This window comes from Winogradskyella pacifica (genome assembly GCF_003386275.1).
GTDB lineage: Bacteria > Bacteroidota > Bacteroidia > Flavobacteriales > Flavobacteriaceae > Winogradskyella > Winogradskyella pacifica.
Genome location: NZ_QREI01000001.1, coordinates 263,260 through 277,769, shown reverse-complemented (window position 1 = coordinate 277,769; position 14,510 = coordinate 263,260). Strand labels below are relative to the sequence as shown.

Genomic DNA, 14,510 nt, shown 5'->3' with positions numbered 1-14,510 from the left:
AGACGTGATATTTATCATACTTTATCAAGACTTTATAATTTACTTTTAATAGTGAATTATAAAAACAAAGTCATGAAAAATATCCAATCAGTTTCTACAATTATGTCAACCAAAATCATTACGCTTAAAAAAGATGATGAACTTGAGACGGCAGAACTTCTATTTAAAAGACATAAGATCAGGCATATTCCGGTAGTGAAGGATGAGACCATTCTAGGTATGTTAAGTTATACGGATTTGTTGCGGATTAGCTTTGCTGATGCCGTAGATGAAACCGAAACGGAGATTGAAGCATTGGTCTATAATATGTTTACAATCGAGCAGGTAATGGCTAAAAATGTGATTACAGTGTCTTCAGATGCAAGTATAAAAGATGTCGCTATGATTTTAGCTCAAAAAGAATTTCATGCGTTACCTGTAGTAGATGACGACCGATTAGTTGGAATTGTAACAACCACAGATTTAATCAATTATTTATTAAAGGAATTATAAACTAAGCAGTTATTGTTAATTCCTTGGGGAATAGAGTATCTAAAAGTGTATACTAGAAGGTGCTTGTTTTAGATAGAGAGAACAAAACGAAGTTTGAGAACTACGTTTAAAAGTAGGAGTATAAGTTATTTTAAGGGAAGCCTTTTTATAAAACCCTTTTGATATGGTATCCATAGATACTCCATAGATACTCCATAGATACTCCATAGATACTCCATAGATACTCCATAGATACTCCATAGATACTCCATAGATACTCCATAGATAGTGTATAGATAGTGTATGGATAATATACATCAACAGATGTAATCAATTATGTATTAAAACATTTGTAAAAAAGAGCACTACAAAATTTAAAGTTGTCGATTTGAGCGCAATCTAAAAAATAGATGTCGAATGTATTGTGATTGCGCTCAATTGGATATTTTAGTTGTAGTTATGCTATTCGGATCACTTCTCTTTTAAGAGTTAGCTAAATCCTTTAAGGCTTTAATAGTCGCTGTAGGGTTATCACTTTTAAAAACGTGGCTGCCCGCAACAAAAGTATCAGCACCAGCTTCCACTAGTTTTTTGATATTTTTATCAGTAACACCTCCATCGATTTCAATACGTGTATCTAAACCTTGGTCATCTATCATTTTTCGAAGATTTTTAACACGCTTATAAGTAATGTCTTCAAATTTTTGACCACCAAATCCAGGGTTTATAGACATCAATAAAACCATAAAACATTCTGGTAAAATGTCTTCTAAAACAGTTAGAGGTGTGGTTATATTAAGAACAATTCCAGCTTTACAACCAGCATCTTTAATTTGCCTTAATGTTCTATGCAAATGAACGGTAGATTCATAATGTACAGTGATAATATCTGCTCCAACTTTTGCAAATTCTTCAATATAACGTTCTGGTTTTTCAATCATCAAGTGAACGTCTAACGGTTTAGTTGCATGCTTTTTTATAGCAGCAATTACTGGCATTCCATAAGAAATGTTTGGTACAAAGTGACCATCCATTACATCGATATGAAACCAATCGGCATCACTATTATTAACCATTTCAGTATCACGTTGCAAGTTGCCAAAATCGGCTGCTAACATTGAGGGGGCAATTAATTTTGAAGTCATTAAATGAGGTTCTATTAGGTTTATGCAAAGGTAATTAAAATGTGAGGATTAATTTGATCAATTTTAATTAGAACCTGAAAGATATTAAAAAAGTGAACCCACGGTAATCAGCCGTGGGTTCTTTCATCAATCAAAAAACGAACAGTTATGTTTGTAACTGTTGTTACCTTTATAGGTTGGTCGTTAAAGATACGAAATCCTAACCTAAATGTGTCTTTATGTGTTACTTCAGTATAGGCTATGAGCAAAGAATTTGCTTAAGTGCTTCGTTGTTTGGTAATTGAACGTAGTCTGAATTAACCTAAATATGTTTTTAATATTTTACTTCTAGACGTGTGCTTTAAACGTCTAATAGCTTTTTCTTTAATTTGTCTTACACGCTCACGAGTTAATTCGAAAGTCTCTCCAATCTCTTCTAAAGTCATTGGATGTTGATTACCCAACCCAAAATATAAACGAACAACATCAGCTTCACGAGGTGTTAATGTTTCTAAAGCGCGTTCAATCTCAGTTCGTAAAGATTCATGTAATAAATCTCTATCCGGATTTGGGGATTCTCCACTTCGTAATACATCATATAAGTTAGAATCCTCACCTTCTACTAAAGGAGCATCCATACTGACGTGACGACCAGAATTTTTCATAGACTCCTTAACATCGTTAATAGTCATGTCTAATTCTTTAGCGATTTCTTCCGCAGAAGGTGGACGCTCATGGCTTTGCTCTAAAAAGGCAAAAGTCTTATTAATTTTATTAATAGAACCAATCTTGTTTAACGGTAAACGTACAATACGGGACTGTTCCGCTAATGCTTGTAATATAGATTGTCTAATCCACCAAACAGCATAAGAAATGAATTTAAAACCACGTGTTTCATCAAAACGTTGCGCTGCTTTAATTAAACCCAAATTTCCTTCATTTATTAAATCTGGTAATGTTAATCCTTGATTTTGATATTGCTTTGCAACAGAAACCACAAAACGTAAGTTAGCTTTAGTTAATTTTTCTAAAGCGAGTTGATCTCCAGCTTTAATACGTTGAGCTAATTCTACCTCTTCGTCTGCTGTAATAAGATCTACTTTACCAATTTCTTGTAAATATTTATCTAATGATGCGGTTTCCCTATTGGTAACCTGCTTGGTAATTTTAAGTTGTCTCATTTAATTTTAAGATTTGTGTAATTTAAACACAACACGTGTTGCTTTTATTATACGTAAGAAAGCAATAAAATGTTACACAATAATAAAAAAAACTTTTAAATTTTTACCAGTTTTACGGTATCAAGATTAATCGCATCTACAGTTTCATTGGTGAATTTATAATGTCCTTTCATTGTTATGAGTCTAAATCGATAGGATTTAATTTTACTTAAGGTATTTAAAAATAACCATTTTGATTTTAATAATCGGGGCTTTTCAGATTTTAAACTGAGATCAAAAATATGTTTACGTCCCTCTTTCTCTGCAACAATGTCTGGAGTAACATCGATATCACTCCCTTTTTTGTGATAAGATTTAGGCGTTTCATAGCCTTCTAAATCGGCCTTGATATTAGAGTAACCTAAATTTTCAAGATAAGATATTGATGTACTTAATTCTTCCGCGTATTTAATTTTGTCTTGTGTAATCATAACCAATAGTATAAGGTTTTTTCATGTAAAATCCTAATTATTAGGCTTAAAACTTAGAATGAGCGCTTGTTTTATGTACGTTCAATTTCTAAATTCTAACCTGTCCATCTCCATAAACATAATATTTATTTGTTACCAATTGGTTTAAACCTAAAGGGCCACGGTGATGTAATTTATCTGTACTAATGGCTAATTCAGCACCAACTCCCATTTGGCCTCCATCGGTAAATCGGGTTGAAGCATTATGATATACCGCAGCACTATCTACATTGTGCATAAAGGTCATCGCTTCTGTCTTGTCTTCTGTGATAATTGAGGCGGAGTGTTTCCCCGAATACGTGTTAATCATCGCAATGGCGTCATCTAAAGAGTCTACTTCTCCAATAAGTAATTTTAAAGCTAAAAACTCTTCATGCCATATATCTAGATTGGAAACGGTTTCTTTTTCAGATAAAATATGAGATACTTTTTTATCCACTATGATTTCAACTTTATGCTGTTCTAATTTTTCTTGAAGCATTTTTAGTTTGATTTCATATTGTGGTAGGTTCTTATTGACTAGAACTTTGTCTAAAGCATTACATCCAGAGATTTTATCTGTTTTTGCATTGATGATAACGTTCACCGCTTTACTCCAATCAGCATGTTCAGAGACATATAAAAAGTTATTACCACGTCCGCTTATTAAGACAGCACAGGTAGCATTTGTTTTTACAAAATTGATTAAACGCTCGCCACCACGAGGTACAATTAAATCTAATGGTTCTGTAGGGTTCTTAAGAAAGGCCTGGGTTTCCTCACGTTTTAAATGTAAAAGTTTAATCCAATCTTTAGATAATCCGTTTTCTTCTAAGGCTTCATGCCAGCACTTTTCTAAAATAAGGTTACTATTTAAGGCTTCTTTTCCTCCTTTAAGTAATATTTTATTATTCGCTTTAAATGCTAAAACAGCCGCCTCGATAGTAACATCTGGTCGTGATTCATAAATAATTAGAATAGTACCGAAAGGTGCTGTGGTATTAACAATGTTTAAATTGTTTTTCAAGGTTCTGTTCGTTATTTCTTTTCCAACAGGATCGTCTTGAAGCATCACAGCTTCTACAGCAGCAATCATTTCATCTACCTTTTTATTGTTCACAATTAAACGATCGTATAACGCTTGGTCTTCTTTTTCAAAAGCATTCAAATCTTTTTTATTCGCTTCGATAATAGAGGTTCGTTCGCGCTCTAAAATCTGAAGCATTGATTTTAAGACTTTATTTTTTATGTCTGTATTTAAAAGTTTCATGTGTTTTAATTTTATAAACTATCGCATGCCATCAGCTATTAGTCAACTATAAAGATGATAAAGCGTTTAGCATGCTTGTTTTAGTTAGTACTATTGAATTTATTTAGGCACAAATAAATTTAGTTCCCACTTCTTTATTATTAATGATATCCACAATTACATTTGCTTTCTTACCATTAGCGATGTACGTAGGAATATTTTTATTGGCTGTGCCTTTCGCAATTTTTAGTTTTGAAGCCATACCACCTCGACCTTCGCCTTCTTTTTTATTTGAATCTTGAACATATTTTTCAACATTCTGATTGGTGATTACCGTATTCAGAATCCTTGAATCATCATCGTCTGGGTTACCATCATAAAGGCCGTCTGTATCCGATAGAATGATTAATCGATCGGCATCAATAAGTTCTGCTACCAAACTTGCCAACTCATCATTATCAGAAAACATAGACATCGTAAGCGATACAGCATCATCTTCATTAGCGATCGGAATGACACCTTCAGCAAGTAAACCTTCATAACAATTAATCATGTTTTCACGGTGTTTACCGATATCAAAATCGCGTTTTGTAGCTAATACTTGTGCACATCGCATGCCATAGTCGTGAAAAAGACTATAATAGTGTCTCATCATTCGTGGCTGACCTACTGCAGAATAGACTTGTCGTCTTATGGATTTATCTTTAATGTTAGTTTCGCCTAAAATTTCCATGCCTGCCATGGCAGAACCCGATGAAACCAAGATAACCATAATGTTTTCTTCATATAGGACAGCAATTTGTCTTACCAATTCTCGAAGTACTGGACCTAAAATTCTATTATCTTTATTAGTTAATACGTTGGTACCTACTTTTACGACCACACGTTTTATCTCTTTATCCATAAATTTTTTATTTTTCTTTACCTAATTCAACCGCACGATCAAAAGCCGCATATGCAGCATCTTCAATGAGTTGTTTTACATTGTTATCATCCATAGAATCAATTGCAGCTTGGGTTGTGCCTCCTTTTGATGCCACTTTTTCTATCCAAGATTTTGGTGATATACTATTTTGATTGAAGAGTTCTATAGCTCCTTCAAATGTGCTGCTTACCAAAATTTTAGAATCATAATCTGAGAAGCCCATTTTCTGTGCCGCTTCTAACATAGATTGCATAAAATAAAATACGTAAGCAGGTCCACTTCCAGAAATCCCTGTGGAAGCATCAATGAATTTTTCTGTGTTAACATGTATTGATGTTCCTGTGGTATCTAAAAGATTTCTTACCATTAACATTTCTACTTTAGAAACGTCGCTAGACTCTGTGTAGGATGTAACGCCTTTACCAACTTGTGCTGGTAAATTAGGCATTGTTCTAATTACTTTTTTTGCATTCAATTTTTGTTGAATAGTATCTATAGTAACACCTGCCATTAGAGATACAAAAATTTGACTGTCGTTAATCATTAATTTCATCTCTTCAAATAAACCGTCACTATGGTAAGGCTTAACTGCTATAAATACAATATCTGCTTTCGGTAAGCAATCTTCTAAATTATCAAAAACATTAAACCTTAAATCTTTACTGAGGCTTTCTATTTTTTTTGGATCAGTATCATAAATTCTTAAGTTGTGCTTACTAAGGAGTGGTGATTCTGCAATACCTTCTGCATATGTTAAACCCATGTTTCCCGCTCCAATTACTAATACTCTCATAATTTGTTTTTATTTTAACTAACCTTACTGTCAGTTGCTTTAATAGCCGCAATTACTATGCGACAGTGCCAAAATGAAATTATGATTTAAAGAATTTTGATATCCTAAGGTTTTTGTGTGATATGTTATGGTATTGAAAATTTTTAGGACCATTGTTTCCGAAATTGAAATTTCGCAAAAATCAAGAGGTCTATTATTATGACAGGCTGTCGGTGACAAAATGGAAGTTAGTAAAGAAAAAGCCTACAAAATAGAGGATTTTGTAGGCTTTATATAATTATACTAAAATGGTGATATTTACTTCTTTTCTTCTAATCCACGTGTTAACCAGCCTCTTCTATTAGCTGTCGCAATAGCGTATGGTGTAATCCAAAATAGTCCGAATGTAAACAATATACTATAAGAATACGCCCAAAAACCTTCTGTGGTTTTATATTGGCTCGCAAAAAACAATACTGAAAATGTTGAAATCACTAAGATAGTAACTAGAGTAGAACCAATAAAAAGTAAAGGATGTACTATTACAAAGAATAACATCGAAATTAATAATGGATAACTCATTAGTATTTTTAGGAATTGACTGATAAATAAGATTCTAGTTCCAGATTTACCTTTTGCTCTAAAGTTTGTAAAAACGTATTTCGCCATTTCTAGATTTTCCCTCACGTTACTTCGTCCCCAACGGATAAACATTTTATATAAACCCATATATTCCTCTGGGACATTAGTAAAAGCAACAGCATTCTTTTGAAATAATACGTGCTTACCTTGTTTTAAGATCATATTCGTCATGGCTCTATCTTCTCCGATATCTGAAGGTTGTCCCATAAAAGTTTGATTTATCCATTGTGGTAAACACTCATGAACCGCTGTACTTTTATAGGCAGCCAAAGCTCCTGGTGTACATAAAACAGAATTCAAATTGCTTTCAGCAGAACGTACAAATTCAAAACTTAATACAAAACTTACATCTAACATTTTAGGTAGCATTGCTTTTTTGTTATTTAAAACTCGAATGTTTCCTGCTACAGCACCACAATTTTCATCTTTAACAAATGGACTAACTAAGTTTCTAAGTGTATCTTCTGTAACGATTGAATCACTATCTACAGTGACGTAAATCTCACCTGTACCTAAATTAAACCCACGGTAAAGTGCATGACGTTTTCCTTGGTTTTCAGGTTGTTGGTAAATCTCTAAACGCTCTCCTAATTTTGTTTTAGCATCAAGCATCCAATCCCATGTATCGTCTTTACTGCCGTCGTCAATAGATATAATTTGTATTTTCTCTTTTGGATAATTGCTATTGTCTAAGCTCATTAAGGTATCCCAAACTTGTTTACCTTCATTATAAGCAGGAACAATTACTGTAATAGTTGGTAATTCTTTATCTGAAACAGATGCAATAGGCTTGTATTTAAAATAATTGTAGGCTTTGTAAATAAAGAATGAGACTTTAAAAGCCATAAGTGTCGTTGCTAAAACAATAAATGAATATCCTATTGTGGTACTCATTTTGTCTAGATTTAATTGTTCAAAATCACCATAAAAGACAGAAAGGAAATAGACACCCAAAAGCATAAGTAAAAATGTACTGAAGAGTACAATTTTGTTGTAAGGATTTTCTGTTATTGATTTACTGTTAAGAAAAGAATTGAAACCGTTAGATATTTTTTTAGTTCTGCTTTTCGTGTTTGAAAGTATAATATTTGAAGTTGGTTTTTCTGAAGCCATAAATAATAAAGTGTTAGGTTTTTGATTGATTAACTAAAACAGATGTACGTTCACTTATTGACTTTAGACTTTTTTTAATTTTTATTTAACATAACGAGAGTGAAGCCTAGAAGGGGATCCCTGGATATTTAAACACAAAAAATAGATGACTTATTAGCTTTTTTGAATTTCATTTTAACGCAAAAAGAAACCCTAAATAGAAAAATCTATTTAGGGTTTTTATCAAGTTTAGAATTAAGAATTAATCCTCCTTCTTATCTTCTCTAGGCTTACGATCATCACGTCTGTTATCACGTCCACGATTATCTCTTCCTCTATTATTATCACGTCCACTAGGGCGCTTATCATCTCTTGGTGGTCTTGCTACATAACCTTCTGGTTTTGGCAAAATTGCTTTACGAGATACTTTCTCTTTACGTGTTCTTGGATCTTGTCCGAAATACTTCACATCAAAAACGTCTCCCATGTTTACAACATCAGATACATTTTCTGTACGTTCCCAAGCTAACTCAGATACGTGTAATAATACTTCGTTTCCTGGTGCATCTAAATACTCAACAACAGCACCAAAATCTAACATTTTGATAACTTTTACTTCGTATACGCTACCAACTACTGGCTTAAATAAAATAGCATCGATTTTTGCCATTACAGCATCAATACCTTTTTTACCAACACCTAAGATTTCAACAATACCTTCTTCAGTTACTGGATCTTCGTTTATAACGATAGTCGTCTCAGTTTCTTTTTGCATTTCCTGAATAACTTTTCCACCAGGTCCAATTAAGGCTCCGATAAATTCGTTAGGAACACGTCTTGTCACCATTGTAGGCGCATGTTCTTTAACGTCAGCATTAGGTTTAGCAATTGTATCTGTCAATTTCTCTAAGATATGTAAACGGCCAGCACGTGCTTGTTGTAAAGCATTTACTAAAATCTCGTAAGACAACCCTTTTACTTTAATATCCATTTGACAAGCTGTGATACCATCTGCAGTACCAGTAACTTTGAAATCCATATCTCCTAAGTGATCTTCATCACCTAAAATATCAGACAATACAGCGTACTTTCCAGAGTTTGCATCAGAAATTAATCCCATTGCAATACCAGAAACTGGTTTTGTCATTTGAACCCCAGCATCCATTAACGCCATTGTACCAGAACAAACTGTTGCCATAGAAGAAGAACCGTTAGATTCTAAAACTTCAGAAACAACACGTACTGTGTAAGGACAATCTGCAGGAATCATTCCTTTTAATGCACGTTGCGCTAAATTACCATGTCCTACTTCTCTACGAGATGTTCCACGGATTGGTCTAGCTTCTCCTGTACAAAAAGGAGGGAAGTTATAATGTAAATAGAAACGCTCTTCACCTTCTTGAGATGGCATGTCTATTTGGTTTGCATCTCTAGAAGTCCCTAAAGTAACTGTTGCAAGCGCTTGAGTTTCTCCACGTGTAAAAACTGCAGAACCATGAGTCGATGGTAAGTAATCTACTTCACACCAGATTGGTCTAATTTCGTCAGTCTTACGACCATCTAAACGCAACCCTTCATTTAAGGTTAAATCTCTAATCGCAGCTTTTTCAGCTTTTCTGTAATAATCTGAAACTAAACCACCATAATCTGCTAATTCTTCTTCAGAAAATGTTGCTTTAATGTCTTCTTTTATTTGCTGAAATGCAGCACTTCTTTCATGTTTAGCAGATCCAGCTTTGGCAATAGCATATACTTTATCGTATGCCATGTCATGTACCTTCTTCTCTAAATCTAAATCTTCTCTTTCTGGTTCGTACTCACGTACAGCTTTCTTTCCAAATGCTTCTGCTAATCTTAATTGAGCAGCACATTGTACTTTAATCGCTTCGTGTGCAAACTTAATAGCATCAGCCATTTCTTCTTCAGAAATCTCATCCATTTCACCTTCTACCATCATTACTGAATCTGCAGAAGCACCAATCATCATGTCTAAGTCAGACTCTTCCATTTGTGCTGGTGTTGGGTTGATTACAAATTCTCCGTTTACACGACCAACTCTAGCTTCAGAGATAGCACATTCAAAAGGGAAATCTGATAATTGAATTGCAGCAGAAGCCGCTAATCCTGCCATAGCATCTGGCATAACTTCTGGATCGTGAGACATTAACTGAATCATCACCTGAGTTTCAGAATGATAATCTTTTGGGAATAATGGACGTAAAACTCTGTCCACTAAACGCATTGTTAATACTTCTCCATCACTAGGTCTTGCTTCTCTTTTGAAGAAACCACCTGGATAACGACCAGCAGCAGCAAATTTTTCTCTATAGTCTACCGTTAATGGTAAAAAATTAAGGTCTTTTTGCTCGTAATTGGAAACAACTGTACATAACAACATACATTTTCCTGATTGCACAACAACGCTACCATGCGCTTGTTTTGCTAATTTTCCGGTTTCGATAGAAATTTCTCTACCGTCACCAAGGTCTATGACCTCTCTAAAAACTTTTGGAATCATAAATTTTTTAATTCTAAATTAAACAATGGTCGTTGTGTTGTTGTGTAGTTGTTGTTGTTGTTGATGACCAATGAAAAACCGCGAATCCTAAAATCATTTTAGGATTTTTCTGCTATTTTTTTACGATTGTTTTACTCTTACGTTTGAGTTATATAAAAACAAAAAGCCACGCTAAATGCGTGGCCTTTATATTGAGATTATTTTCTTAATCCTAATTCTTTAACTATCGCACGATATCTTAAGACATCTTTCTTAGTTAAGTAATCTAATAAGCTTCTTCTCTTACCTACTAACATTACTAAAGAACGTTCCGTATTGTAATCTTTACGGTTTTTCTTTAAGTGTTGTGTTAAGTGTTCTATTCTATGTGTGAATAATGCAATCTGTCCTTCTGCAGAACCAGTATTCTTTGCGTTACCACCATGTTTAGTGAATAATTCTTCTTTTGCTTTTTGATCTAAATACATGCTAATATTATTGTAAATGATTTTTATGTACACGAAAGCCTCTCTTTCGAGCGGCAAATATACTACTTTTTTGTGATTTGGGATTTTTTTCGTAACTTTTTGATATCCTAAAGAGTATAATTATGTCCTAATTAAAATTTCCCTAATAGCAAAATAGCTTTCAATTGATTAATCCTTATTAAACGATATGTATGAAAGTTTCAAATCATCTGAGGAATTTCTCTAACGCTTACGACGTATTAGAGCGCACGTTTAACAATACCTATAACGGTATTGCTATTGTGAATTTAAATGGGAATTGGTTAAAAGTTAATGAAAGCGTCTGCGATATTTTTGGATATACGCGATGGGAACTATTTAATATGGACATTAATAACATTGTCTATGCTCAAGATCTTGGTGTTCACGAAGAAAAATTTGAAAACCTTATTAATGGTAAAATTGACAAATACCGTGTAAAGCAGCGCTATTTTCATAAAAATGGTTCTATTATTTGGATGCTAATTTCGGTGTCTTTGGTTTACTTTAAAGAAGGAAGACCACACATGATATGGCAGTTTACAGATATTACCAACCGCAAGAAAAGTGAGGACAAGTTAAAAACCATGCTAAGTGTTGCCAAAGAACAAAATGAAAGATTAACCTCATTTGCTGATATCGTGACTCATAATTTGAGATCCCACTCTGGTAATCTATCAGCTTTAACAGGGTTTTTAGAGGAAGATTATGCTAATTTGATTGAAAATGAAAATTTTCAATTATTAAAACAAGCAATTGATAATCTTCAAGAAACCGTTTCGCATTTAACACAGGTGGCTAAAATTAGAGAAATTGAGGAGTCTAAAATGGAAGTACTTAATTTGTATAATTATACCGAAAAAGCCACTTACAATATTATAGCATTAGCCCAAAACGCTGAAGCTATTATATATAATCATATAGATGATGCTGTTTATATAAAAGGGATACCAGCTTATTTAGATAGTATAATTCTTAACTTTCTAACCAATGCCATTAAATATAGATCTGAAAAAAGAAAACCTATTATAGAATTGAGTTCTGAATTTAGAGATGAATTTGTGGTGCTTAAAATAAAGGATAATGGTTTAGGTATTGATTTAGAAAAATTTGGAGATAAACTTTTTCAAATGTATAATACCTTTCACTGTAATGCCGATGCGATTGGTATCGGACTTTTTATTACTAAAAACCATATTGAATCTATGGGTGGAAAAGTAGAGGTGAAGAGTGACGTAGATGTAGGAACAGAATTTACTATTTATTTTAAGAAACCTTAGATTCAGTTAATTTAAAGCAGGTTAGGATGTTACTTCGTGAAATTTTAGCTTTTATGATAACTTAATAATCTATTGAGTTAAAACTAATTAATAGTATATTCTAATTTTGGTATTCAATATTCAACGCTATTTCATGCCAAAAAATCTCGATAGATTAAAAGACAAAGTATTTCAAAATATTTTTGATAATGCAAATGGAGGGATTTCTATTGTGAGTCCTGAAGGGGTATGGATTAAGGTTAATCAAAGTATTGTCGATTTATTAGGATATGAGGAAGAGGAACTATATCAGCTCAACTTTAGAGATATTACCCATCGTGATGACTTAGAATTGGACTTAGCACATATGAAGCAACTAATTGATGGGGAGATTGAGAACTATCAAATAGAGAAAAGATACTTTCATAAAAAGGGTTATGTCGTTTGGGCGCTATTATCCGTTTCGTTAGTTAGAGATGAAGCTAATGAACCTATTTATTTTATTGCTCAAATAACAGATATTTCGACTCAAAAATCAGCGACATGGCATTTGGAGTTTTTAATAAATGTTATTAAAGGTCAAAACGAAAAATTAAAAGATTTCGCCCATATTGCTACTCACGATATAAGAACACATGTCGGTAATTTATTTTCAATTACGGAATTTCTTGAAGAGGAATTTGAAGGCAGGTTAAAATCTAGTGAAAATTATAAAATGTTAAAGGGCTCTTTAACGAATCTCGATGAAACTATAAATCATCTTAATTTAATGAGATTAGACAAGCCTAAAAAATTTAATATTCTGAACAAGCTCTCGTTGCATAAGTATATTGAAAATTCTATTTATAACGTCAGTGCTATAGCGAAAAGGGAAAAGTGTAAAATTATAAATAAGGTAGATCGCGGATTTTCTATTATGGGAATTGAAGCTTATATCGATAGTATTATTCTCAATTTTCTTACAAATTCAATTAAATACAAATCGAATCAGAGATTGGCTACTATTGAACTTTCAAGTAGTTTAATAGATGAATTCGTTGTGCTTAAAATTAAAGACAATGGTTTAGGAATTGATTTAAAATCTAATTTCAATAAGCTTTTTACTTTAAATGGCACTTTTCACGAACATCCAGACTCGAGAGGCGTTGGGTTATATATTACCAAAAATCATATTGAAAGTATCGGTGGTAAAATAGAAGTAGAAAGTACGGTTAATGAAGGTACTTGTTTTTCTGTTTACTTTTTAAGTGGCTTAAATACTGCGTAGCTATAATAGTATATCAAAATTGAAGGAAAAAAAAAGAGGTGTTTTTACACCTCTTTCTTCGTTTTTTATTTAAGCTCTTACAGGTTGATTTTTTATTAAATCAATATAAAGATTCACTTGTTTCTTAAGATCCTTACGATGTGTAATAAAATCTAAGAATCCATGTTCTAATAAAAATTCTGAAGTTTGAAATCCTTCAGGCAATTCTTTTCCTGTAGTATCTCTTACAATTCTAGGGCCAGCAAAACCAATTAATGCTCCAGGTTCTGCAATATTAATATCTCCTAGCATCGCAAAAGAAGCTGTTGTACCACCCGTTGTTGGATCTGTACATAAAGAGATATAAGGAATACCAGCATCTGCCATCTGAGCAAGCTTAACTGAAGTCTTCGCTAGTTGCATTAATGATAAAGCGGCCTCCATCATACGTGCACCACCAGATTTACTTATAATCATTAATGGTAACTTCTTCTTTATAGCATAGTCTGCTGCTCTAGCAATTTTTTCACCGACAACACTTCCCATAGAACCACCAATAAAAGCAAAGTCCATACATGCAATAACTAAATCTTCACCTTTAGATTTACCAACAGCTGTACGTACCGCATCTTTAAGATTCGTTTTTGCTTGTGCAGCTTTTAAACGGTCTGGGTATTTTTTAGTGTCTTCAAATTTAAGTGGATCCTTAGATGTTAAATTAGCATCTAATTCGGTGTACTTATTGTCATCAAAAAGAATTTGAAAATATTCATTACTTCCAATCCTTACGTGATATCCATCTTCTGGACTTACATAGAAATTTTGTTCAAGTTCTTTTGTGTCTATTATTTTACCTGTTGGAGATTTATACCAAAGTCCTTTAGGTGTGTCCTTTTTTTCTTCTGTTGAGGTATGAATACCTTTATCTTTTCTTTTAAACCAAGCCATATGAGGTTACGATTTTAATCCTTCGATACTACTAGTTAGATGCTTTGGCTATGATTAGCAAAAGCTTTAATTAGTTAAAGTCTCAGGACAGGTTTACGATTATTGATTTT

Annotated in this window: 13 protein-coding genes; 3 read left to right on the top strand and 10 right to left on the bottom strand. The window is 33.1% G+C overall.

Features of this window, described 5'->3' with window-relative positions; genetic code table 11:
- Positions 1-72 precede the first annotated feature (72 nt).
- Complete coding sequence (locus DFQ09_RS01320; RefSeq protein ID WP_115807786.1) at positions 73-492, top strand: CBS domain-containing protein; 420 nt, start codon at positions 73-75, stop codon at positions 490-492.
- Positions 493-953: 461 nt separating this feature from the next.
- Here the strand turns inward: DFQ09_RS01320 and rpe are convergent, their stop codons facing one another.
- The 9 genes from rpe to rpsO all read right to left on the bottom strand — a co-directional run bounded on the left by rpe (position 954) and on the right by rpsO (position 10,929).
- Positions 954-1,616, bottom strand: a complete 663-nt coding sequence (rpe, locus tag DFQ09_RS01310) for a ribulose-phosphate 3-epimerase (protein WP_115807784.1) — start codon at positions 1,614-1,616, stop codon at positions 954-956.
- A 296-nt stretch (positions 1,617-1,912) separates the two neighbouring features.
- A complete protein-coding gene (locus DFQ09_RS01305) occupies positions 1,913-2,776 on the bottom strand; it encodes a sigma-70 family RNA polymerase sigma factor (RefSeq protein WP_020895716.1) in 864 nt (287 codons plus the stop codon).
- Positions 2,777-2,871: 95 nt separating this feature from the next.
- Positions 2,872-3,246, bottom strand: coding sequence for a hypothetical protein (locus tag DFQ09_RS01300; RefSeq protein ID WP_115807783.1), 375 nt, complete (start codon positions 3,244-3,246; stop codon positions 2,872-2,874).
- A gap of 88 nt (positions 3,247-3,334) precedes the next feature.
- Positions 3,335-4,534 carry a glutamate-5-semialdehyde dehydrogenase gene (locus DFQ09_RS01295; protein ID WP_115807782.1) on the bottom strand — a complete coding sequence of 400 codons (1,200 nt, stop codon included), beginning with the start codon at positions 4,532-4,534 and terminating at the stop codon, positions 3,335-3,337.
- Between the two features lie 103 nt (positions 4,535-4,637).
- Positions 4,638-5,417, bottom strand: a complete 780-nt coding sequence (gene proB, locus DFQ09_RS01290; RefSeq protein WP_115807781.1) for a glutamate 5-kinase — start codon at positions 5,415-5,417, stop codon at positions 4,638-4,640.
- A 7-nt stretch (positions 5,418-5,424) separates the two neighbouring features.
- Positions 5,425-6,231 (bottom strand): pyrroline-5-carboxylate reductase, encoded by an 807-nt coding sequence (gene proC / locus DFQ09_RS01285; protein ID WP_115807780.1) that lies wholly within the window; start codon positions 6,229-6,231, stop codon positions 5,425-5,427.
- 297 nt (positions 6,232-6,528) lie between these two features.
- On the bottom strand, positions 6,529-7,965 hold the full coding sequence (locus tag DFQ09_RS01280; RefSeq protein WP_115807779.1) for a glycosyltransferase: 1,437 nt from the start codon (positions 7,963-7,965) through the stop codon (positions 6,529-6,531).
- Between the two features lie 241 nt (positions 7,966-8,206).
- Complete coding sequence (locus DFQ09_RS01275) at positions 8,207-10,462, bottom strand: polyribonucleotide nucleotidyltransferase (protein ID WP_115807778.1); 2,256 nt, start codon at positions 10,460-10,462, stop codon at positions 8,207-8,209.
- A 197-nt stretch (positions 10,463-10,659) separates the two neighbouring features.
- Positions 10,660-10,929 (bottom strand): 30S ribosomal protein S15, encoded by a 270-nt coding sequence (gene rpsO, locus DFQ09_RS01270; protein WP_020895709.1) that lies wholly within the window; start codon positions 10,927-10,929, stop codon positions 10,660-10,662.
- A gap of 191 nt (positions 10,930-11,120) precedes the next feature.
- Here rpsO and DFQ09_RS01265 point away from each other — a divergent pair, with 191 nt between their 5' ends.
- A complete protein-coding gene (locus DFQ09_RS01265; protein WP_115807777.1) occupies positions 11,121-12,227 on the top strand; it encodes a sensor histidine kinase in 1,107 nt (368 codons plus the stop codon).
- Between the two features lie 133 nt (positions 12,228-12,360).
- Positions 12,361-13,473, top strand: coding sequence for a sensor histidine kinase (locus tag DFQ09_RS01260; protein WP_115807776.1), 1,113 nt, complete (start codon positions 12,361-12,363; stop codon positions 13,471-13,473).
- 69 nt (positions 13,474-13,542) lie between these two features.
- Here DFQ09_RS01260 and accD read toward each other — a convergent pair whose 3' ends face one another.
- The gene (accD, locus tag DFQ09_RS01255; protein WP_115807775.1) at positions 13,543-14,400 is read right to left on the bottom strand and encodes an acetyl-CoA carboxylase, carboxyltransferase subunit beta; all 858 of its coding nucleotides are present in this window, start codon (positions 14,398-14,400) and stop codon (positions 13,543-13,545) included.
- Between the last annotated feature and the right edge of the window lie 110 nt (positions 14,401-14,510).

Bases quoted from the DNA above. Each gene is read 5' to 3' on its own strand.
- rpsO (WP_020895709.1), bottom strand. From the start codon at position 10,929: ATGTATTTAGATCAAAAAGCAAAAGAAGAATTATTCACTAAACATGGT.
- proC (WP_115807780.1), bottom strand. From the start codon at position 6,231: ATGAGAGTATTAGTAATTGGAGCGGGAAACATGGGTTTAACATATGCA.
- proB (WP_115807781.1), bottom strand. From the start codon at position 5,417: ATGGATAAAGAGATAAAACGTGTGGTCGTAAAAGTAGGTACCAACGTA.
- DFQ09_RS01295 (WP_115807782.1), bottom strand. From the start codon at position 4,534: ATGAAACTTTTAAATACAGACATAAAAAATAAAGTCTTAAAATCAATG.
- DFQ09_RS01305 (WP_020895716.1), bottom strand. From the start codon at position 2,776: ATGAGACAACTTAAAATTACCAAGCAGGTTACCAATAGGGAAACCGCA.
- accD (WP_115807775.1), bottom strand. From the start codon at position 14,400: ATGGCTTGGTTTAAAAGAAAAGATAAAGGTATTCATACCTCAACAGAA.
- DFQ09_RS01320 (WP_115807786.1), top strand. From the start codon at position 73: ATGAAAAATATCCAATCAGTTTCTACAATTATGTCAACCAAAATCATT.
- DFQ09_RS01275 (WP_115807778.1), bottom strand. From the start codon at position 10,462: ATGATTCCAAAAGTTTTTAGAGAGGTCATAGACCTTGGTGACGGTAGA.
- rpe (WP_115807784.1), bottom strand. From the start codon at position 1,616: ATGACTTCAAAATTAATTGCCCCCTCAATGTTAGCAGCCGATTTTGGC.
- DFQ09_RS01280 (WP_115807779.1), bottom strand. From the start codon at position 7,965: ATGGCTTCAGAAAAACCAACTTCAAATATTATACTTTCAAACACGAAA.
- DFQ09_RS01300 (WP_115807783.1), bottom strand. From the start codon at position 3,246: ATGATTACACAAGACAAAATTAAATACGCGGAAGAATTAAGTACATCA.
- DFQ09_RS01265 (WP_115807777.1), top strand. From the start codon at position 11,121: ATGAAAGTTTCAAATCATCTGAGGAATTTCTCTAACGCTTACGACGTA.
- DFQ09_RS01260 (WP_115807776.1), top strand. From the start codon at position 12,361: ATGCCAAAAAATCTCGATAGATTAAAAGACAAAGTATTTCAAAATATT.